General features: G+C 71.1%; 17 protein-coding genes. 13 read left to right on the top strand and 4 right to left on the bottom strand.

Annotated features, from left to right (window positions below; genetic code table 11):
• The first annotated feature begins 102 nt into the window (after positions 1-102).
• From A0130_06965 to A0130_06930, 8 genes are all read left to right on the top strand, one after another.
• The gene (locus tag A0130_06965; protein ID ANF31441.1) at positions 103-1,482 is read left to right on the top strand and encodes a hypothetical protein; all 1,380 of its coding nucleotides are present in this window, start codon (positions 103-105) and stop codon (positions 1,480-1,482) included.
• Between the two features lie 72 nt (positions 1,483-1,554).
• Positions 1,555-2,835 carry a hypothetical protein gene (locus A0130_06960; protein ID ANF31440.1) on the top strand — a complete coding sequence of 427 codons (1,281 nt, stop codon included), beginning with the start codon at positions 1,555-1,557 and terminating at the stop codon, positions 2,833-2,835.
• A 64-nt stretch (positions 2,836-2,899) separates the two neighbouring features.
• The gene (locus A0130_06955) at positions 2,900-3,493 is read left to right on the top strand and encodes a phosphoribosylglycinamide formyltransferase (protein ANF31439.1); all 594 of its coding nucleotides are present in this window, start codon (positions 2,900-2,902) and stop codon (positions 3,491-3,493) included.
• The gene (gene purH / locus A0130_06950; protein ID ANF31438.1) at positions 3,490-5,070 is read left to right on the top strand and encodes a bifunctional phosphoribosylaminoimidazolecarboxamide formyltransferase/inosine monophosphate cyclohydrolase; all 1,581 of its coding nucleotides are present in this window, start codon (positions 3,490-3,492) and stop codon (positions 5,068-5,070) included. Before A0130_06955 ends, purH begins: the two co-directional genes overlap by 4 nt.
• 102 nt (positions 5,071-5,172) lie before the next feature.
• On the top strand, positions 5,173-6,228 hold the full coding sequence (locus A0130_06945) for a glutamate dehydrogenase (GenBank protein ID ANF31437.1): 1,056 nt from the start codon (positions 5,173-5,175) through the stop codon (positions 6,226-6,228).
• Positions 6,229-6,252: 24 nt separating this feature from the next.
• Positions 6,253-7,452, top strand: coding sequence for a dimethylarginine dimethylaminohydrolase (locus A0130_06940; GenBank protein ID ANF31436.1), 1,200 nt, complete (start codon positions 6,253-6,255; stop codon positions 7,450-7,452).
• A gap of 383 nt (positions 7,453-7,835) precedes the next feature.
• On the top strand, positions 7,836-9,668 hold the full coding sequence (locus A0130_06935; protein ANF31435.1) for an ABC transporter: 1,833 nt from the start codon (positions 7,836-7,838) through the stop codon (positions 9,666-9,668).
• Positions 9,665-11,479 carry an ABC transporter gene (locus A0130_06930; protein ID ANF31434.1) on the top strand — a complete coding sequence of 605 codons (1,815 nt, stop codon included), beginning with the start codon at positions 9,665-9,667 and terminating at the stop codon, positions 11,477-11,479. Before A0130_06935 ends, A0130_06930 begins: the two co-directional genes overlap by 4 nt.
• Positions 11,480-11,571: 92 nt before the next feature.
• Here A0130_06930 and A0130_06925 read toward each other — a convergent pair whose 3' ends face one another.
• Complete coding sequence (locus tag A0130_06925; protein ANF31433.1) at positions 11,572-12,498, bottom strand: hypothetical protein; 927 nt, start codon at positions 12,496-12,498, stop codon at positions 11,572-11,574.
• Positions 12,499-12,676: 178 nt separating this feature from the next.
• Here A0130_06925 and A0130_06920 point away from each other — a divergent pair, with 178 nt between their 5' ends.
• The 5 genes from A0130_06920 to A0130_06900 all read left to right on the top strand — a co-directional run bounded on the left by A0130_06920 (position 12,677) and on the right by A0130_06900 (position 17,092).
• A complete protein-coding gene (locus tag A0130_06920) occupies positions 12,677-13,024 on the top strand; it encodes a nitrate/nitrite response regulator protein (protein ANF31432.1) in 348 nt (115 codons plus the stop codon).
• A 65-nt stretch (positions 13,025-13,089) separates the two neighbouring features.
• Entirely contained in the window at positions 13,090-13,710 is a 621-nt protein-coding gene (locus A0130_06915; GenBank protein ANF33334.1) for a DNA-binding response regulator, read from the top strand.
• A gap of 4 nt (positions 13,711-13,714) precedes the next feature.
• Positions 13,715-15,535: a transcriptional regulator gene (locus A0130_06910; GenBank protein ANF31431.1), complete on the top strand. Its 1,821-nt coding sequence runs from the start codon at positions 13,715-13,717 to the stop codon at positions 15,533-15,535.
• Positions 15,536-15,629: 94 nt separating this feature from the next.
• The gene (locus tag A0130_06905; protein ANF31430.1) at positions 15,630-16,790 is read left to right on the top strand and encodes a phosphate transporter; all 1,161 of its coding nucleotides are present in this window, start codon (positions 15,630-15,632) and stop codon (positions 16,788-16,790) included.
• A gap of 2 nt (positions 16,791-16,792) precedes the next feature.
• A complete protein-coding gene (locus A0130_06900) occupies positions 16,793-17,092 on the top strand; it encodes a hypothetical protein (GenBank protein ID ANF31429.1) in 300 nt (99 codons plus the stop codon).
• An 11-nt stretch (positions 17,093-17,103) separates the two neighbouring features.
• Here the strand turns inward: A0130_06900 and A0130_06895 are convergent, their stop codons facing one another.
• The 3 genes from A0130_06895 to A0130_06885 all read right to left on the bottom strand — a co-directional run bounded on the left by A0130_06895 (position 17,104) and on the right by A0130_06885 (position 18,374).
• Entirely contained in the window at positions 17,104-17,529 is a 426-nt protein-coding gene (locus A0130_06895) for a hypothetical protein (protein ANF31428.1), read from the bottom strand.
• Positions 17,530-17,596: 67 nt separating this feature from the next.
• Positions 17,597-17,938, bottom strand: a complete 342-nt coding sequence (locus tag A0130_06890; GenBank protein ID ANF31427.1) for a DNA-binding protein — start codon at positions 17,936-17,938, stop codon at positions 17,597-17,599.
• Positions 17,922-18,374: an acetyltransferase gene (locus tag A0130_06885; GenBank protein ANF31426.1), complete on the bottom strand. Its 453-nt coding sequence runs from the start codon at positions 18,372-18,374 to the stop codon at positions 17,922-17,924. The genes A0130_06890 and A0130_06885 overlap by 17 nt, the downstream gene beginning before the upstream one ends.
• Positions 18,375-18,517 lie beyond the last annotated feature (143 nt).

The following is an 18,517-nucleotide window of genomic DNA, read 5'->3' as shown; positions in this document are numbered from 1 at the left end:
CCGGGATCCGAGAGGGTCCCGGCCTTCGTCATGCGCGGCGAGATGCCGTCTGCCCAGGCGCGACCCTCCGGAGGTACAGTTCGCGCACCGGGAGGGGGCGCCATGGCTCGTCTGACGAACGCCGAACTGCTGCAGCGCATCGCGGCGCTGGAGGAGGAGAACGCGTCCCTGCGGCTGCAGGCGGGGGCGGACGCCGACACGACTCCGGTCCCACCGCCGCCGCCCGTCACGCACCGACGCGGATGGGGCTGGACGCTGCTGGCGACGGTCCTCATCGTTCTGGGCGCCATCCTGGCGCCGCTCGCCGTCGTCTCGTCCTGGGCCAAGGTCCAGCTGACCGACACGGACACATTCGTCGCGACCTACGCCCCGCTCGCGCACGACCCCGCAGTCCAGGCCTTCGTGACCGACCAGGCCGTCAAAGCGGTCCAGGACAACGTCGACATCCCGCAGCTCACCGATCAGGTGATCGACGGCATCACCGGGCTCGGCACCGGGCCGGTCGCGACGAAGGCCCTGGATGCGCTGAAGGCCCCGATGGCGCAGGGGATCGTGTCGCTCCTGCAGTCGACCGTCCAGCGGTTCGTGGCGTCGGACGCCTTCGCCCAGGTCTGGCAGGAGGCGTTGCGGGCGAGTCACAACCAGCTCGAAGCCACGATGACGAACAGCGGCAACTCCGCGGTCACTATCGGCGCCAACGGCTCGATCGGCATCCAGCTCGCCCCGATCATGGACCGCGTGAAACAACAGCTCGTCGCGCAGGGGATCACGTTCGCGTCCCGCATCCCGACCATCGACAAGACGATCACGGTCGCGCAAAGGTCGTCCATCCCGACCTTGCAGCTGTTCTATGGGCTGGCCGTCGCCGCGGGGGCGTGGCTGCCGTGGGTGGCGATCGGCCTGCTGGCGCTCGGCGTCATCGTCGCCCGTCGACGGGCGCTCGCGCTGGTGTGGGCGGCCGTCGGGCTGGGCCTGGCGATGGCCCTGACGCTCGCCGCGATCTCCGTCGGGCGGATCGTGTTCCAGGCCTCGGTGTCCCCGTCGCTGATTCCCTCGGCGCTCTCGCAGAAGCTGTATTCGACCGTCACGGACGCGATGATCTCCACCGCCGTCGCGGTGCTCGTGCTGGCGATCGCCGTGGCCCTCGTCGGCTGGTACTCCGGTCCGTTCGGGGTGCCGCGCCGCCTGCGCGGGTTCTTCGGGTCGGGGGTGGCCTGGGTGCGCACATCGGCCGAGTCCCACGGCATCACGACGGGTCGCGTGGGGGAGTGGCTCTACGCGCAGCGGACGCTCCTCCGTGCGGCGGTCGCCGTGATCGCCGCGGCGGTGGTGCTGTTCGTCCGTCCGCTGACGCCCTCGCTGATCATCTGGACGCTGGTGCTGGCGGCCCTGGTCGTCGCCATCCTGGAACTGCTGCAGCGTCCGGTCATCACGGTCCCGGAGGCGGCGGACGACGACACGCCGGTCGTGACGGTGCCCTGAGCCCGGCGGTCTCCTGAGCGCCGAAGTGTCGCCGGTGCCGCAGGCGCGCGCGCCGGTAGGCTCCGTTCGGTCATGAGTCGCACATCCGTCGCCCTGCTCGCCGCGTTGGAGGCGCTGATCGTGGCCGCCATCGGCCTCGGGATCTGCCTGGTCCCGATCACGATCCTATGGGCGACGCAGTACCACCTGGGCGCGGATTTCGCCGTGGTGTGGCATTCCGCGGCCGACGTGTGGCTGGTCGGTCACGGCGTCAACCTGACGGTCGCCCTCGACCCGCAGACCGTCGCGCAGCTGGGCCTGCCGGCCGCCGGCACGCCGTTCCAGGTGACGATCGCGCTGCTCGGCTTCGCCGCGCTCACAGCCGGGCTCGGCGTCCGCACCGGGATGCGCGCAGCGGAGACGGCGCAGCGGCTGGTCGGTGCGCTGAGCGCGCTGGCGACGTTCGCCGTCATCTCGACGGTCGTCGCGCTGTCGTCGGGGTCGGCGGTCGTGCAGCCGTCGGTGTGGCAGGGGATCGTGCTTCCACCGTTCGTGTACGCGGTCGGCATCGCCGTCGGCTTCGGCTTCGCCGCCTTGCGCGGGGCGTCGGAGGAGGATGTGCGTCTTACGACGGCGGACGGCGGCGAGGCGCTCCCGTCCGGCTCCGGCGGCTCGGGCACCGCGGTCCTCTCCGTTCTCCGGACGCGCACCGACGCCGTTCCCGAGCGGCTGCGCGTCGGAGCGCTGGCCGCGCTCCGGGCGGGCACGGCGGCGACCGCGATCGTGATCGGCGTCGCCGCTCTCATCCTCGCGCTGCTGATCTTCGGGCACTACGGGACGATCATCAGCCTGTACGAGCAGGTGCAGTCCGGTGTGGTGGGCGGCGTGGCGCTCACGATCGGGCAGCTCGCCCTGCTGCCCAACGTCGTCGTCTGGATGGCGTCCTGGCTCATCGGACCGGGATTCGCGATCGGCACCGGGTCGTCGGTCAGCCCTCTCGGAACCGACCTCGGACCGTTGCCGGGCCTGCCGCTGTTCGGCGTCATCCCTCCCGGCGGCTTCGCCTTCGGGCTGGTCGGCGTCGTGGTGCCCCTGCTCGCCGGCTTCCTCGCCGGTGCGCTGCTGCGATCGCGGGTGGATGCGGTGGCCGGCCGCTTCGACGGCATCCGGGATCGCGTTCTCGTCGCCCTCGGAATCGGCGTGGTCGCGGGCATCCAGCTCGGGCTGCTCGCGTGGTGGTCGTCGGGCGCGATCGGACCGGGCCGCCTGCACGACGTCGGACCGAACCCGTGGCTGGTCGCCGCGCTCGGCGCCGCCGAGGTCGCGGTCGGCGCGGTGATCGGGCTCGTCGCCGGGGCGCGCGTGTGCCGCTGAGCCGGTTGTCCACAGGTCGGCGAACGCGCATCCGGGCCCTGCGGTCCGCCGCTAGGCTGGTCGGGTGCTCTCGATTGTCGTCCTGATCTCCGGCGGTGGCTCCAATCTGCGCGCGCTGCTCGAGGCGGCCCAGGACGCCGAGTTCCCCGCGCGGGTGGTGGCCGTCGGCGCCGACCGCGAGGCCGACGGCTTCGAGCACGCCGAGCGCTTCGGCATCCCCACCTTCACCGTCCCGTACACCTCGTATCCGAGCCGGGAGGAGTGGGGCGATGCGCTGCTGGAGCAGATCCGGCAGTGGGAGCCCGACCTCACCATCCTCTCCGGCTTCATGCGCCTGGTCCCGCCGCGGGTCGTGGACGCGCTGTCGCCCGACCTCATCAACACCCACCCCGCGTATCTGCCCGAGTTCCCCGGCGCGCACGCGGTGCGGGATGCTCTGGCCGCGGGCGTCACGCAGACCGGCGCCAGCCTCATCGTCGTCGACAACGGGGTGGACGCGGGGCCGATCATCAGCCAGGAGCGCGTGGAGGTGCTGCCCGGAGACACCGAGGCGGCCCTGCACGAGCGCATCAAACCCGTGGAGCGACGGCTGCTCATCGACGCCGTCCTCGACATCGCCAACGGACACATCGACCTCGAGGAGCTTGCCCGAGCATGAGCGGACCCCGTCACGACGCCAGCCTGTACCGCGAGCGGGACCTCGTCCCGATCCGCCGGGCGCTGATCTCGGTCAGCGACAAGTCGGGGCTGCTCGACCTGGCCGCCACCCTCGCCGGAGCGGGCGTGGAACTCGTCTCGACCGGCTCGACGGCCCAGACCATCCGCGACGCCGGTTTCGCGGTGACCGACGTGGCGAGCGTCACAGGCTTCCCGGAGTCGCTCGACGGCCGCGTCAAGACCCTGCACCCGGCCATCCACTCGGGGCTGCTCGCCGACCTGCGGCTCGCGTCGCACGAGGAGCAGCTGAAAGACCTCGGCATCGAGCCGTTCGAGCTCGTGGTCGTCAACCTGTACCCGTTCGTCGAGACGGTGGCGTCCGGCGCCGTCGGCAATGACGTCGTCGAGCAGATCGACATCGGCGGCCCGGCGATGGTGCGCGCGTCGGCGAAGAACCACGCGAACGTGGCCATCGTGGTGTCACCGTCGGATTACGGAACGGTGATCGAGGCCGTCGGCGCCGGGGGCACCACGTTCGAGCAGCGTCAGGCGCTCGCCGCGAAGGCGTTCGCGCATACGGCCGCATACGACGGCGCAGTGGCGGCCTGGTTCGCCGGCGAGGCGCCGTCGACGGACGACTTCCCGGAGCGCTGGGAGGCCCGCGCCGTGCTGAAGCAGACCCTGCGCTACGGCGAGAACTCGCACCAGGCGGCGGCGCTCTACGCCGACCCGGCCGGACACGGCATCGCCCAGGCGACGCAGCTCGGCGGCAAGGAGATGTCTTACAACAACTACGTGGACGCGGACGCCGCCCTGCGCAGCGCGTACGATTTCGACCAGCCGGCCGTGGCGATCATCAAGCACGCGAACCCCTGCGGGATCGCGGTCGCGGACGACATCGCCGAGGCCCACCGCAAGGCCCACGAGTGTGACCCGGTCTCGGCGTACGGCGGCGTCATCGCGGCCAACCGGACGGTCACCCTCGCCATGGCCGAGACGGTGAAGGGCATCTTCACCGAGGTGCTGATCGCGCCGGGCTACGAGCCCGAGGCGCTGGAGCTGCTGCAGACCAAGAAGAACCTGCGCATCCTGCAGCTGCCCGAGGATTACGCGCGGGCGCTGACCGAGTTCCGGCAGATCTCCGGCGGCGTGCTCGTGCAGGACACCGACCGCTTCACAGGGTTCACGTCCGAGGGATGGACGCTCGCCGCGGGCGAGGAGGCGGACGCCGCCACCCGCGCCGACCTCGAGTTCGCCTGGAAGGCGTGCCGCGCGGTCAAGTCCAACGCCATCCTGCTCGCCCACGACGGCGCCTCGGTCGGCGTCGGGATGGGCCAGGTCAACCGCGTCGACTCGTGCCACCTCGCGGTGACCCGCGCGGGCGACCGGGCGCGCGGCTCCGTCGCCGCGTCCGACGCGTTCTTCCCCTTCGCCGACGGCGCCCAGATCCTGATCGACGCGGGTGTGCGGGCGATCGTGCAGCCGGGCGGCAGCATCCGGGACGAGGAGGTCGTCGAGGCGGCGAAGGCGGCCGGCGTGACGATGTACTTCACCGGCGAACGGCACTTCTTCCACTGACCTCCGCGCGCCGATTGCGGCGCCCTCGCGGGCAGGGGAGAATGGACGGCGGTCCACAAGACCGCTGAACCATTTTCACCGCGATCCCACGAGGAGACACCGATGTCCGTCCTGCCCGCAGACCTGCCGCACGAAACACTGCACGTCGTGAAGGGGAGGCGGAGCGGCCTCACCATCAGCATCGCGGTCCACTCCACCGTCCTCGGCCCCGCCCTCGGCGGCTGCCGCGTCTGGACGTACGACTCCTGGCAGGAGGCGGTGGCCGACTCGCTTCGCCTCGCCGAGGGCATGACGATGAAGAACTCGGCCGCGGGCCTCAACCGCGGAGGCGGCAAGGCGGTCGTCTACGTCCCGCGAGGGACCGTCCTCACCCCGACCGAGCGCTACGAGGCGATGCTCGACCTCGGCGACGCCGTCGAGACGCTGGGCGGCAGCTACATGACCGCTGAGGACGTCGGCACGAGCGCTGAGGACATGTCCGTCGTCGCCTCCCGTACCGCGCACGTGTGCGGCCTGCCGCCGTCGGAGGGCGGCGTCGGAGAGCCGAGCGACGCGACCGCCGCGGGCGTCTACGCGGGGCTGCTCGCCACGCTGGAGCGCGCCTTCGGCACCCGCTCCGTCGCGGGCCGACGCGTCACCGTGCTCGGCCTCGGCCATGTCGGCTCGATCATCGCCATGCGGCTCGCCGGCGAGGGCGCCGTCCTGACCGTCACGGACGTCAACCCTGCCAAGCGAGCTCTGGCCGACGCGCTCGGCGCCACCTGGGTGGAGCCGGAGGAGGCGCACCGCGTCGAGGGCGACCTCTTCGTCCCCGCCGGCGTCGGCGGCGTGCTGACCGACCGCGTCATCGACGAGCTGCGGGTCGCCGCCGTCGTCGGGCCCGCGAACAACCAGCTGGCCGAGCGCTCGGGCGCGGAGCGACTGGCGGCGCGGGGCATCCTCTGGGCGCCCGACTTCGTCGTCAACGCGGGCGGCGTGATCTTCCTCGACATGATGTCCGAGCCGGGCGTCACCGCCGAGGCCACCCAGGAGCGGGTGGAGCGGATCGGGGACACGGTCGCCGAGATCTTCCGCGCCGCCGACGAGCACGGCGTCACGACGCTGCAGGCCGCCGAGGAGCTGGCCCTCGGCCGCCTCCGGGAGCCAGCGAACGCATAGCAGCGCTCCGCTAGCCTGGTTCCCATGACGTCTTCCTGGGGCCGCAGGCTCGCCGCATCCATCTCCGCCGCTGTCGCCGTCGCCGCGATCGCGTTCGTCGCCTCGACGTTCGTGATCCTGGTGGCCAGCCAGCTCAACTCGGCGGCGCTCGCCAGCACGACGCCGTACGTGGGATGGAACGCGCTGGTCGCCCTGGTGCTCGGCTTCGCGGCCGGTCTGCTCGGAGCGTTCGACCGGCGGTGGATCGCAGTCGTGTCGGGCATCGTGCTCGCCTTGGTGAGCACGGTGCTCGGCACCATCATCCTGTTCACGGTGCTGAAGGTCACGCTCTCGGGCGCCGCCTGGGGCCAGCTGTTCGGCTCCTTCATCGGCATCAACCTGCCGTTCTGGCTGTCGGTCGCGATCGCGTTCCCGACCGCCGGCTACGCCGTCTACCGCGCGATCGAGGGCGGGGAGCGCACCGAGCGCCGTATCGCGCTGGTCCGCATCCCGGCCTCCAACCTGGCCGACGGCCTCACCACGCACATCGACCGCGAGCCGGTGGACACGGAGCTCGCCGACAAGCAGTGGGACGCCTACGTCGCCGCCCTGTCCGAGGCCGGCTGGCAGACCGTCGAGGTCGCCAGCGCCGACCGCCTCGCCGACTCCGTCTTCGTCGAGGACACCGCCGTCGTCTTCGGCGACACCGCGGTGATCACGCTGCCGGGCGCCGAGTCGCGCCAGGCCGAGCCGGCGGGCACCGAGGCGGCGCTGCGGGCGCAGGGGCTCCGACTGGAGCGCATCGAGGCCCCGGGCACGCTCGAGGGCGGTGACGTGCTCAAGATCGGCTCGACCGTGTACGTCGGGCAGGGCGGCCGCACCAACCCCGAGGGCATCCGTCAGCTGCGCGCCATCGTCGCTCCGCTCGGCTACACCGTCGTGGCGGTGCCGGTCACCAAGGCGCTGCACCTGAAGACCGCGGTCACCGCGCTGCCGGACGGCACCGTCATCGGCTACGAGCCGATCGTGGACGAGCCGCGCCTGTTCGAGCGCTTCCTGCCGGTCCCGGAGGCGCACGGCACCGCCGTCGTCGTCCTGTCGGACGACACGGTGCTCATGTCGTCGTCGGCGCCGCAGTCGGTGGCGCTGATCGAGAGCCTGGGCTACACGGTCGTCCAGGTGGACATCTCGGAGTTCGAGAAGCTCGAGGGCTGCGTCACCTGCCTGTCGATCCGGATCCGCTGACCGCGGTCACCCCGTGAGGCGCCGCCCGGCTTCGGCCGAGGCGGCGTTCTGCGTGTCCAGCAAGAAAAAGTGTTGCGTAATCCTGCAACCTGGCAATATCCTGTAGGGCTGCCTTGTCGCGGCACACAGGACGCATACATCGAGGCTGGGAGGACGCCATGACGACGATCGAGACCGCACGAAAGAACACCGTGCCCGGGTCCGTCGCCGCGCTCGCGGCCGCAGCCCGACCGTCCGGGCGGTAGGTCCCGCCCACCACCGCGCGGTCTCCGCGCTCCGCCTCACTCACGCGAGGCTTGCCACCGTCGGCAGGCCTTCGGCGACTCCTCGACGCGCGTCGCCGCCGACTCCATGTCGGACCACTCACAGAAAACGGAACACCCATGTCTGTCGCCCCGGCACAGAAGAAGAACCCGACCGCACGGAAGAGCACCGTGCGCACACTGCTGCGCATCCTGCCCTTCGCCAAGTCCGCCGCACCCCGCATCCTGCTCGGCATGGTGGCCGCGCTGCTCGCCAGCCTGGTCGCGCTGAGCATCCCGCAGGTGCTGCGGTGGCTGGTCGACGGCCCGCTCTCGACCGGCGATCCGGCCGCCGTGTGGCCGGCCGCGCTGCTGGTGGTCGGGCTGGGCGCCGCTGAGGCCGTGTTCATCTCGCTCCGCCGCTGGTTCGTGCTCACTCCGGGCACGCACGTCGAGGCGCGGATGCGCAACGCGCTGTACGAGCAGCTGCAAGACCTCCCGGTCGCCTTCCACGACCGCTGGCCGAGCGGCCAGCTGCTGTCGCGCGCCGTCAGCGACCTGAGCATGATCCGGCGCTGGCTGTCGTTCGGCATCGTGCTGCTCGTCGTCAACGTGGTGACGATCATCGTCGGCTTCGCCATCCTGATCGGCTGGAACTGGCTGCTGGGCACCATCTTCCTGGTGTGCTCGGTGCCGCTGTGGATCTACGGCTTCGTCTTCGAGAAGAAGTACTCGATCGTGGCTCGGCGCAGCCAGGACCAGGCGGGCGACCTCGCGACGGCCGTCGAGGAGTCGGTGCACGGCATCCGCGTGCTCAAGGCGTTCGGACGCGGCAAGCACGCCCTGAAGAACTTCGAGTCGCAGGCGGAGCAGCTACGCGGCACCGAGATCGAGAAGGCCAAGGCGATCGCCGGCATCTGGCTCTGGCTGCTGCTGATCCCGGACGTCGCGTTCGCGATCTGCCTGGTGGTCGGCGTGTGGCTCTCCGCCCAGGGGCAGCTGTCGGTCGGCGAGCTGGTCGCGTTCTTCGCGACGGCGACTGTGCTGCGGTTCCCGATCGAGTCGATCGGCTTCCTGCTCTCGATGACGTTCGACACGCGCACCGCGGCCGACCGCTTCTTCGAGGTGATGGACGAGGTCAACACGATCACCGACCCCGCCGATCCGAAGAAGATCACCGACCCGCGCGGCGAGCTCGTCTTCGACGACGTGCACTTCCGCTACCAGGACTCGCCCGAGCGCTTCCCGGACCTGCTCGACGGCATCCGGCTGACGGTGCGCCCCGGCGAGACGATGGCCCTGGTCGGTCTGACGGGCTCCGGCAAGTCGACGCTGACCGCGCTCACCACACGCTTGTACGACGTGACCGGCGGTGCGGTGAAGGTGGACGGCGTGGATGTGCGCGACCTCACCCGTTACGACCTGCGCAAGGCCATCGCCATGGCGTTCGAGGACGCGACGCTGTTCTCCGCGTCCGTGCGGGACAATGTCCTGCTCGGACGCGACGACCTCGACCCCGCGTCGGCGGAGGCCGAGCGGGTGCTGACCGAGGCGCTCGAGGTGGCGCAGGCGGGCTTCGTCTACGACCTCCCCGAGGGCGTCGAGACGAAGGTCGGCGAGGAGGGGCTCAGCCTGTCCGGCGGCCAGCGGCAGCGCCTGGCGCTCGCCCGCGCGGTCGCGGCCAACCCCAGCATCCTGGTGCTCGACGACCCGCTCTCCGCGCTGGACGTCGACACCGAGGCCCTGGTGGAGGCCGCCCTGCGCCGGGTGCTGGCATCCACCACCGCGCTGATCGTCGCGCACCGCCCGTCCACGGTGATGCTCGCCGACCGGGTGGCCCTGCTGGAGGACGGCAAGGTCACGGCCGTCGGCACGCACCACGACCTGCTCGCCACCAGCGAGCATTACCGATTCGTCATCTCCAGCCTGGAGGACGACGAGAACGAAGAGATCCTCGAGGAGGTGAACCTGTGAGCACGACGACTGTGCTGGGCGTCGAGGGCGAGGAGCGCAACGACCTCAACAAGCAGGAGAGCCGCCAGGTGCGGCGCCGGTCGCTGCGCCTGCTCGGCTCGCTGCTGCACCCGCTGCGGATGCGGCTGGTGCTGACCGCGATCGTGGTCGTGGTGTCCACGGCCGGCCAGGTCGCGGGCCCCGCGATCATCGCGTACGGCATCGACAACGGCCTGCCCGCGCTGCTGAAGCAGGACTGGTTCCCGCTGGCCGCCGCCGGCACCGCGTACCTGATCACCGGTGTCATCGGCGCCGTCCTGATCGCCTGGTATACGGTGCTGAGCGCGCGGATCAGCCAGGCCATCCTGATCGACCTGCGCAAGCGGGTGTTCCTGCACACGCAGAAGCTCTCGCTGGAGTTCCACGAGTCGTACACGTCCGGCCGCATCATCTCGCGGCAGACCAGCGACCTCGACTCCATCCGCGAGCTGCTCGACTCCGGCATCAACCAGCTCGTTCAGGGCGTGCTGTACATGCTGTTCATCGCGATCGCCCTGTTCGCGCTGGACTGGCAGAGCGGCGTGGTGCTGGTGTGCTCGCTGGTGCCGCTGTACCTGCTGACCCGCTGGTTCCAGAAGCGCTCGCAGGTGCTGTTCCGCATCTCCCGGGTGGCGTCGGCGAAGCTGATCGTGCACTTCGTGGAGACCATGACCGGCATCCGCGCGGTCAAGGCGTTCCGCAAGGAGAAGCGCAACGAGAAGGAGTTCGGCGGCCTGGTCGAGGACTACCGGGATGTGAACGCCCGCGTCATCCAGCTGTTCGGGATCTTCGACCCCGGTCTCGTGATGATCGGAAACGTCGCGGTCGGCGTCGTGCTGCTCGTCGGCGGCTTCCGGGTCGCCGACGGCCAGCTGGCGATCGGCGTGCTGCTCGCGGTGCTCCTCTACACGCGCCGGTTCTTCGACCCGATCGAGGAGATGGCGATGTTCTACAACTCCTACCAATCGGCCGCGGCCGCGCTCGAGAAGATCTCGGGCGTCCTGGAGGAGGAGCCGAGCGTCCCGGACCCCGTGAAGCCGGTCGACCTGTGGTCGTCGCAGGGCCACGTCCGGTTCGACGACGTCACCTTCGCCTACAAGAAGGACCGGGTCATCCTGCCGGAGTTCACGCTCGACATCCCGGCAGGGCAGACGGTCGCACTGGTGGGGTCGACCGGCGCGGGCAAGTCCACGCTGGCCAAGCTGATCTCGCGGTTCTACGACCCGAGCGCGGGCTCGGTGCAGCTGGACGGCGTGGACCTGCGTGACCTGCACCCGAAGGACCTGCGTCGCGCGATCGTCATGGTCACCCAGGAGGCCTACCTGTTCAGCGGCTCGGTCGCCGACAACATCGCGCTCGGCAAGCCGGACGCGACGCGGGAGGAGATCGTGCACGCGGCCCAGGCGGTCGGCGCGCACGAGTTCATCGAGGGCCTGCCGAACGGCTACGACACCGACGTGAACAAGCGCGGCGGCCGGGTGTCCGCGGGCCAGCGCCAGCTGATCTCGTTCGCCCGGGCGTTCCTCGCCGACCCCGCGGTTCTGATCCTGGACGAGGCCACCAGCTCGCTCGACATCCCGAGCGAGCGCCTCGTGCAGGAGGCGCTGCAGACACTGCTCGCCGACCGCACCGCGGTGATCATCGCGCACCGCCTGTCGACGGTCGCGATCGCCGACCGGGTGCTGGTGATGGAGCACGGACGCGTCGTCGAGGACGGCACGCCCGACGACCTGATCGCGGGCACCGGGCGCTTCGCCCAGCTGCACGCGGCCTGGCGCGACTCGCTCGTGTAGGAGCGCGGCGACGGTCCCGCGGGGACCACGGGAAGCAATCCCGTGGTCCCCGCGGCCGTCTCCGGCCAGGAGCCGGCGGGGGAGGGGTCGAGTCAGCCCGCCGGGGACCAGGTGGATCGTGCGCGCAGAGGGCGCGGAATGCGGCGACGGCGGCGCAGCACCAGGACCTCCGCGCCGGCGTCGATGTACTCGCTCGCGGTCGCGGTGTCGGCGTAGCGCTCCGCGGTGCCCGAGACGATGGTGATGGCGTCCGTGGTGACCGAGCGGCCCGCGGACGCGATGACGTTCATGCGCGAGGTCGCGGGGGCGACGAGGCCGCGGATGCACCGGCCGAGTGCGGCGATGTGCGTCGAGGGGCCGGCCATGGGGCCGGACAGCGCCTCGCCGAGGTCGAGCAGTTCGAGGCGCTCGCCGAGGACGCCGGCGACACGGCCGCTCGCGACGACGGCGGACTGCACGGCGTCCAGCAGCTCATCGTCGCCCGCCGTCCGCGGGACGCGCAGCGAGAGTCCGGCGACGCGGATGCCCAGGCTCCGCGCGTGCCGTGCCGCCTCGACGGCGTCGTCCGGGTGCAGGCGGAGGAGGACCGCGGTGCCCGCGGGCGCGGTGGCGAACTCGTCCAGGTCGCGGGGGTCGTCGACGACGAAGCGGCGGACACCCGCCTCCCACGCGGCACGCCGTCGCGGCCAGCCCGAGCCGGGCGTCGCGTGCAGCACGCTGCGCGCATCCGGGACGCAGCGCTGCAGCACCGGCAGGCCGGCGTCGTGCGACACCACGAACCCGGCGCCGTCCGACGCCAGAGCGGACAGCAAGGCGGGGTGCGCGAGGGCGGAGACATCGAAGCGGACGTCCATCCACGGCAGCAGCCCGCGGAGCTCGCGGAAGCGGTCGGCGACGCGGGCGAGGTCGATCACGACGATCGGTGAGGGAGGAGCGGGAAGATCCACCGCGCCCGCCTCGGCCGTCGCGCGCAGTGCGGTCGGGCCGGTCGGACCGGCGGTTCGGGTCGCGATGGACATCCGCTCTCCTCGGGTGGTCTCGGCCCGTATCCCGGGCCGGGGCACCTCGCCGTTCGGGTCGGTGAGGTTGTCTCATATACTCGTCGCGATGGTGGTGACCCGCATCCGGGGGGTCACCAGAATCCGATTGCGTGGAGGCACGGATGAACAACCGGGCTGGTGCGGTGATGATGTCCGTATGTCTCTCCGTGTTGTGATCGTCGACGACCACGAGCGGTTCCGGGCCCAAGCTGCGGAGCTGCTCCGTCTGGAGCGGTTCACCGTGGTCGGCGACAGCGACACCGCGGCGGGAGGGGTCGAGTTGAGCAGGCGGCTGACACCCGATGTCGTGCTCCTCGACATCGGCCTTCCAGACGCGAGCGGCTTCGACATCGTCCCGGTCATGCGGGGCTTCGGGGTAGCGGTGGTCCTCACCTCCAGCCGGTCCGCCACCGACTACGGGAGGCGGGTCGCCGACAGCGGGGCGAAGGGTTTCATCACCAAGGAGGAGCTGAGCGGTGAGGCGATCCGCAGCCTGCTAGTGTAAGCGGCGTGAGCGGGGGACAGACAGACAGTTCTCGCGCGCTCCGGGTGGCCGTCGCCGACGACGCAGTGCTGCTGCGCGAGGGGATCGGCCAGATCCTGCGCGCGGGTGGGATGGACGTCGTCGCGTCCGTCGACACCGCGGAGGAGCTCCTCGAGGCGGTGAGGGCGGAAAACGTCGACGCCATCGTCCTCGACATCAAGATGCCGCCGACGCACACCGACGAGGGCCTGCGGGCGCTGGAACGGCTCCGCGCCGACGGCTCGCGCGCGGGCATCCTCCTGCTGTCCATGTACACGACGGCCGCCTACGCGATCCGGGCGATGAGCGCCGGCAGCGGGACCGGCTACCTGCTGAAGGATCGCGTGGCCGACGCGGATACGCTCGTCACCGCCGTGCGCACGGTCGCCCGCGGGGGATCCGTCGTCGACCCGGAGGTCGTGCAGCTGCTGGTGAACGCCCGCTCCTCGGAGGCGGCCGTGGAGGCCCTGTCCACCCGGGAGCGGGACGTGCTCCGCCTGATGGCCGAGGGCAAGTCGAACGTGGGCATCGCGACCGAGCTGCACCTCAGCCTGCGCACGGTCGAGTCGCACATCGGCCACATCATGGCGAAGCTCGACGTCGAGGACTCGGCCGAGGGGCATCGCCGCGTGCTCGCCGTGCTGCGGTTCCTGGGCCGGGACGTCTGACCCCATGGTCGCCACGCGGCCGGTGCCCACGACGACGGCGATCGCCGCGCCCGCCGCGCGTCCGCACTGGGCTCGGCTGACGCTGCGCGCCCTCGCGGTGACGATCGCGGTCGCGTCGAACGTGCTGGCCCAGGTGATGAGCGCGATGCTGAACGACTACGGCCCGCGTCCATCGGGAGCCGTCTGGGCGATCATCTTCGTCGCCGTGGCTCTCGACTACATCGTGTGCGGGGTCGTCGCGTGGCGGTTGGTCCGCAGCCCGATCGCGGGGTGGTTGATGGTCGGCGCCGCACTCTTCTGGTCGGCGGGAGCCTGGTACCCGCTGGTCCGGCAGTGGGGTTGGGTCTGGCCGTGGGTCGAGGGCGTCACCGATCTCTGGGCAGTGCTGGTCGGCATCCTGGTGCTCTGTTATCCCACCGGGCGGCTGACGGCGCGCTTCGACCGGGCGCTCGTGCTCGCTGTGACGGTCGCCTTCGCGATCCGGCTGGGCGGCATCCTGCTGTTCTCGTCGCCCGAACCGGCCGAGTGCGGCTGCGCCGCCAACCCGTACGCGCTGCTGCCGAGCGACACGGCGGACTACTGGCTCGGGATCGGCTGGCGCATCGTCGGGCTGGCACTGATGGTCACCGTCGCCGTCCGGCTGATCACGCGCTGGTTCACGAGCTCGCTGCCCGCACGCCGGGTCGCGTTCGTCATGCCGCTGGCCATCCTGTTGTGGTGCTACGGCACCGTCCAGGACTCGCTGAGCTTCGCGCTCGGCTGGGACGGCGGCTGGCTCCAGTTCATCCCCCCGGTCGCGATCGCGCTCATCCCGCCGGCCTTCGTCGGCGGCGTGCTGTACGCGCGCGGGCTGCGGTCGCGTGTCGCCGACCTCGTGATCGTCGCCCGCGACAAGGTCGACCGCGGCCTGTGGGAGTCGAGCCTCGCGCGGACGCTGCACGACTCGTCCCTGCGCGTGTTCTGGTGGGACGAGCCGTTGCAGGCGTACCAGACCAGCGACGGCATCCCGGCCGAGGACGCCGTCACGGCGACGCGACCGGGCCGCTCGACCCTGGCGATCGATTCGGACCAGGGTCCGATCGCGCTGATCGAGCACGACGTGGCGCTGAGTCAGGACGACCGCCTGCTCGACGCCGTGTCCTCCGCCCTGCTGCTCTCGGTGGACAACGACCGGCTGCGCGCGCGGCTGGAGCGCACCATCCAGGAGCTGCGCCAGTCGCGCCTCCGCCTCGTCGAGGAGGGCTACCTGGCCCGCCGGAGGCTGGAGCGCGACCTGCACGACGGCAGCCAGCAGCAGCTCGTGTCCCTGGCGATCAGCCTGCGGATCGCGACCGCGAAGGCGGAGGCCCACGGCGACGAGGAGCTCGCCGGCGACCTGCAGCGCGCCTCCGACCAGCTGGCGGACGCGCTGCGGGAGCTTCGCGAGCTCGCCCGCGGCATCCACCCGACCGTGCTCACCGACGGCGACCTCCGTTCGGCGATCGACGAGCTCGCGATGCGCAGCCACCTGCCCGTCGAGGTGCACGTGGATGTGGGGGAGCGGCTGCCGGAGGTCGTCGAGGAGACCATCTACTACTGCGTCTCCGAGGCGCTCGCGAACGCGGCGAAGCACTCCCGCGCGCGCAACTGCTCGGTCTCCGTGACGCGAACGGATTCGACGGTCGCGGTCGTGGTCAAGGACGACGGCCAGGGCGGCGCGCGCATCGAGCCGGGCGGCGGCCTCGAGGGGATCCGTGACCGCGTCGAGACGGTGTCGGGACGGGCGGACGTGCGCTCGGTCGCGGGCCTCGGCACGATCATCGAGCTGACCATCCCCGTCGGCTGAACAATTCACCTCCCGTTAAAAAACGACCGGCCGGATCGGCGTAGGCAGGGGTGGGACGCGCATGGGCGTCCCACCCGACGGAAGGACCGACCGCATGGACATGCTCGTCACGGTCGCCGCCGTGATCGTCGTCGCGCTCGTCTTCGACTTCACGAACGGCTTCCACGACACCGCCAACGCGATGGCGACCTCGGTCGCCACCGGCGCGCTGAAGCCGCGCACCGCCGTCGCCATCTCGGCCGTGCTCAACCTAGTCGGCGCGTTCCTGTCGACGGCGGTGGCGCAGACCATCTCCGGAGGCGTGATCAAGGAGGGCTCCTCGGGTGTCGACATCACCCCGACCATGATCTTCGCCGGGCTGATCGGCGCGGTGCTGTGGAACCTCGTCACCTGGTACTTCGGGCTTCCGTCGAGCTCGACCCACGCGCTGTTCGGCGGCCTCATCGGCGCTGCGGTCATCGGCGCCGGGTTCGGGGCGGTGGACTGGGGCGTGCTGCTCAGCAAGGTCGTCATCCCGGCCCTGCTCTCCCCGTTCGTCGCGGGCATCGTCGCTCTCGTGGCGACCTACGCGGCATACCGGATCACCCGCAACGCCCGCGTGCACGGCGCCGAGTCGGGCTTCCGGCACGGCCAGACGGTGTCCGCGTCCCTCGTGTCGCTCGCGCACGGCACCAACGACGCGCAGAAGACGATGGGCGTGATCACCCTCACCCTCATCGCCGCGGGATCGCTGCCGTCCGGGAGTGCTCCGCCGCTCTGGGTGATCGCTTCCTGCGGACTGGCGATCGCGCTCGGCACCTACCTCGGCGGCTGGCGCATCATGCGCACGGTCGGCAAGCGCATCACCGACGTGAAGCCGCCGCAGGGCTTCGCCGCCGAGACGTCGTCGGCCGCGACCATCCTCGTCTCGTCGCACCTCGGCTTCGCACTCTCGACGACGCAGGTCACCTCGGGCGCCGTGGTCGGCAGCGGGATGGGCAAGAAGCTGGCCTCGGTGCGCTGGGGCGTGGTCGGGCGCATCGCCACCGCGTGGGTGATCACCCTGCCGGCGGCCGCGCTGGTCGGCGGGCTCGCCGCGTGGATCGCGTCTACGAGCGTGATCGGGCTGATCGGCGTGGCGGTGTTCGGCCTTCTCGCCGGGCTGCTGATCTACGGGCTCTCCCGCCGCAACCCGGTGAACCGGCACAACGTCAACGAGACCGATGAGACGGAGGCGACGGACGCCGAGCCGGTCGCCGTGGGACAGGAGGGATGAGGATGCGCGGGTTCAGCGTCCACGCCGCGGCGCCCCAGGGGTCGTTCCTCGGCGTCGACTGGGGGTCGTTCGTCGTGGTGTTCCTGGTGGCGCTGCTCGCCACCGTCGTGGTGGTGGTGTCGTACGCGGTCGCCCTGCGGCTCCTCGCGGTCGGAGCGCCGCTGGACGCGGAGGACGGCGCGGCGTCGGTCCGCACCGGCCGGCGACCGGTCGCGGCGACCGTCGGCGCGGTGGTGTGCTTCGCGATCGGCGTCGCGGCTGTGCTCTACGGGATCTGGTTGATCGTCCCGCAGTTCCACTGAGGCGAGGGCCCCTACGACGAGTGCGGCGCCTTGGCGGCGAAGACCTGGTCGCCGATGGCGAAGCCGGACCAGCCGCCTCCGCAGTCGCCGGCCTTGGCGGGGAGACCGTCGACCGGCCACCAGCTGTCCTGGATGGTCGGCTTGGGCACCGGCACCTCTTTCGCGCACGTGCCGGGGACCACGTGGGTCTTGGAGGTGTACGTCATGATCGCCGAGCCGTCCTGCGTGTCGTAGTCGACGCGGATGATCGTGGCGTCGTCGGGGACGAACTTCGGCGAGCCGAAGACGGCGGTGTTCGCGGCCTTCATGTCCTTCGCCGTGTCGTAGATCTCCGACGAGACGTGCGGCTCGAACGCGGTGATCACCGAGCATCCGGACAGGGCCAGGGCGAGCGCGATCGTCGTCGCGATGACTCCGGCGGTACGGATGCGGGGCACGGCAGCTCCAGGGAACGGTGAACGGTGAACGAACGTGATGCAAGTCAACACGACGAAACTGAGGGGATCATCGGTCGGAGGGATGACTCCCCGCGCCATCGTAGCGGGCCGCCCGCAGGTCGACCCGGTACGCCGCGGTGCCCACCCCCAGAAGCGGGGTGCCCTCCGCGCGGTAGTGCTGGAGTGCGATGTGCTCGTGGTTCGCGGGCGGATGTCCGCTCGCCCGCACGACGCGCCACCACGGGACCGAGCCGCCGTAGTACGCCATGATCTGGCCGACCATCCGCGCCGCCCGGGAGCCGAGGGCTGCGGCGACGTCGCCGTAGGTCATGACCCGGCCGGGAGGGATCGCGTCCACGACCTCGAGCACCCGCTCGACGAAGGGGACCTCGTCAGAGCTCGAGGGCACCGATCGTCTCGCCGTACTGCGTCTCGCCGACCGGCTGGAAACCGCTGCGCAGGAAGAACTGCTCGGGGCCGAGCTCGCCCGACTCCCAGATGACGTAGAGGCGCTGCAGACCGCGCTGGCGTGCCTCCTCGGCGAGGGCCCGGACGGCGAACGTCCCGATGCCGCGACCCTGGTCGTCCGCGTCCACGTTGATGCGCCAGAGGATGGCCTTGAACTCCTCGTGCTCGGCGTTCGGGTCGAAGCTGCCCATGATGAACGCGACCACGTCGTCGCCGTCGAGGACCACGCGCTGCCAGGAGGTGTTCGGGTCCGGGATGGCGGCCGCCGCCGAGTAGGAGACCGGAGCGACGAACTGCTCCTGGCCCGGCTTCAGCGTGAGCGCGTTCGCCGCCACGACGGTGCGCGCGCTCAACTCTTCCAGTCTCAACTCAGCCATGACGAAAGCGTAACGTGCGCGAACGACCCCGGCATAGCTCCCTCCCAGCCGACGATTCGCCGGGAGAAAGTGTCTCGATGTCAAGATAGTTCTCGCGCTCGGCTAAGCTGTCGTCGGCTCAAACGGCACAGACTCAGGAGAAC

Origin of the sequence: Leifsonia xyli (genome assembly GCA_001647635.1) — a bacterium.
GTDB lineage: Bacteria > Actinomycetota > Actinomycetes > Actinomycetales > Microbacteriaceae > Leifsonia > Leifsonia xyli_A.
This window is presented reverse-complemented; position numbering and strand designations above follow the sequence as displayed.

Bases quoted from the DNA above. Each gene is read 5' to 3' on its own strand.
- A0130_06945 (ANF31437.1), top strand. From the start codon at position 5,173: ATGTCCGTCCTGCCCGCAGACCTGCCGCACGAAACACTGCACGTCGTG.
- A0130_06965 (ANF31441.1), top strand. From the start codon at position 103: ATGGCTCGTCTGACGAACGCCGAACTGCTGCAGCGCATCGCGGCGCTG.
- A0130_06960 (ANF31440.1), top strand. From the start codon at position 1,555: ATGAGTCGCACATCCGTCGCCCTGCTCGCCGCGTTGGAGGCGCTGATC.
- A0130_06900 (ANF31429.1), top strand. From the start codon at position 16,793: ATGCGCGGGTTCAGCGTCCACGCCGCGGCGCCCCAGGGGTCGTTCCTC.
- A0130_06885 (ANF31426.1), bottom strand. From the start codon at position 18,374: ATGGCTGAGTTGAGACTGGAAGAGTTGAGCGCGCGCACCGTCGTGGCG.
- A0130_06925 (ANF31433.1), bottom strand. From the start codon at position 12,498: ATGTCCATCGCGACCCGAACCGCCGGTCCGACCGGCCCGACCGCACTG.
- purH (ANF31438.1), top strand. From the start codon at position 3,490: ATGAGCGGACCCCGTCACGACGCCAGCCTGTACCGCGAGCGGGACCTC.
- A0130_06940 (ANF31436.1), top strand. From the start codon at position 6,253: ATGACGTCTTCCTGGGGCCGCAGGCTCGCCGCATCCATCTCCGCCGCT.
- A0130_06910 (ANF31431.1), top strand. From the start codon at position 13,715: ATGGTCGCCACGCGGCCGGTGCCCACGACGACGGCGATCGCCGCGCCC.
- A0130_06935 (ANF31435.1), top strand. From the start codon at position 7,836: ATGTCTGTCGCCCCGGCACAGAAGAAGAACCCGACCGCACGGAAGAGC.
- A0130_06920 (ANF31432.1), top strand. From the start codon at position 12,677: ATGTCTCTCCGTGTTGTGATCGTCGACGACCACGAGCGGTTCCGGGCC.
- A0130_06905 (ANF31430.1), top strand. From the start codon at position 15,630: ATGGACATGCTCGTCACGGTCGCCGCCGTGATCGTCGTCGCGCTCGTC.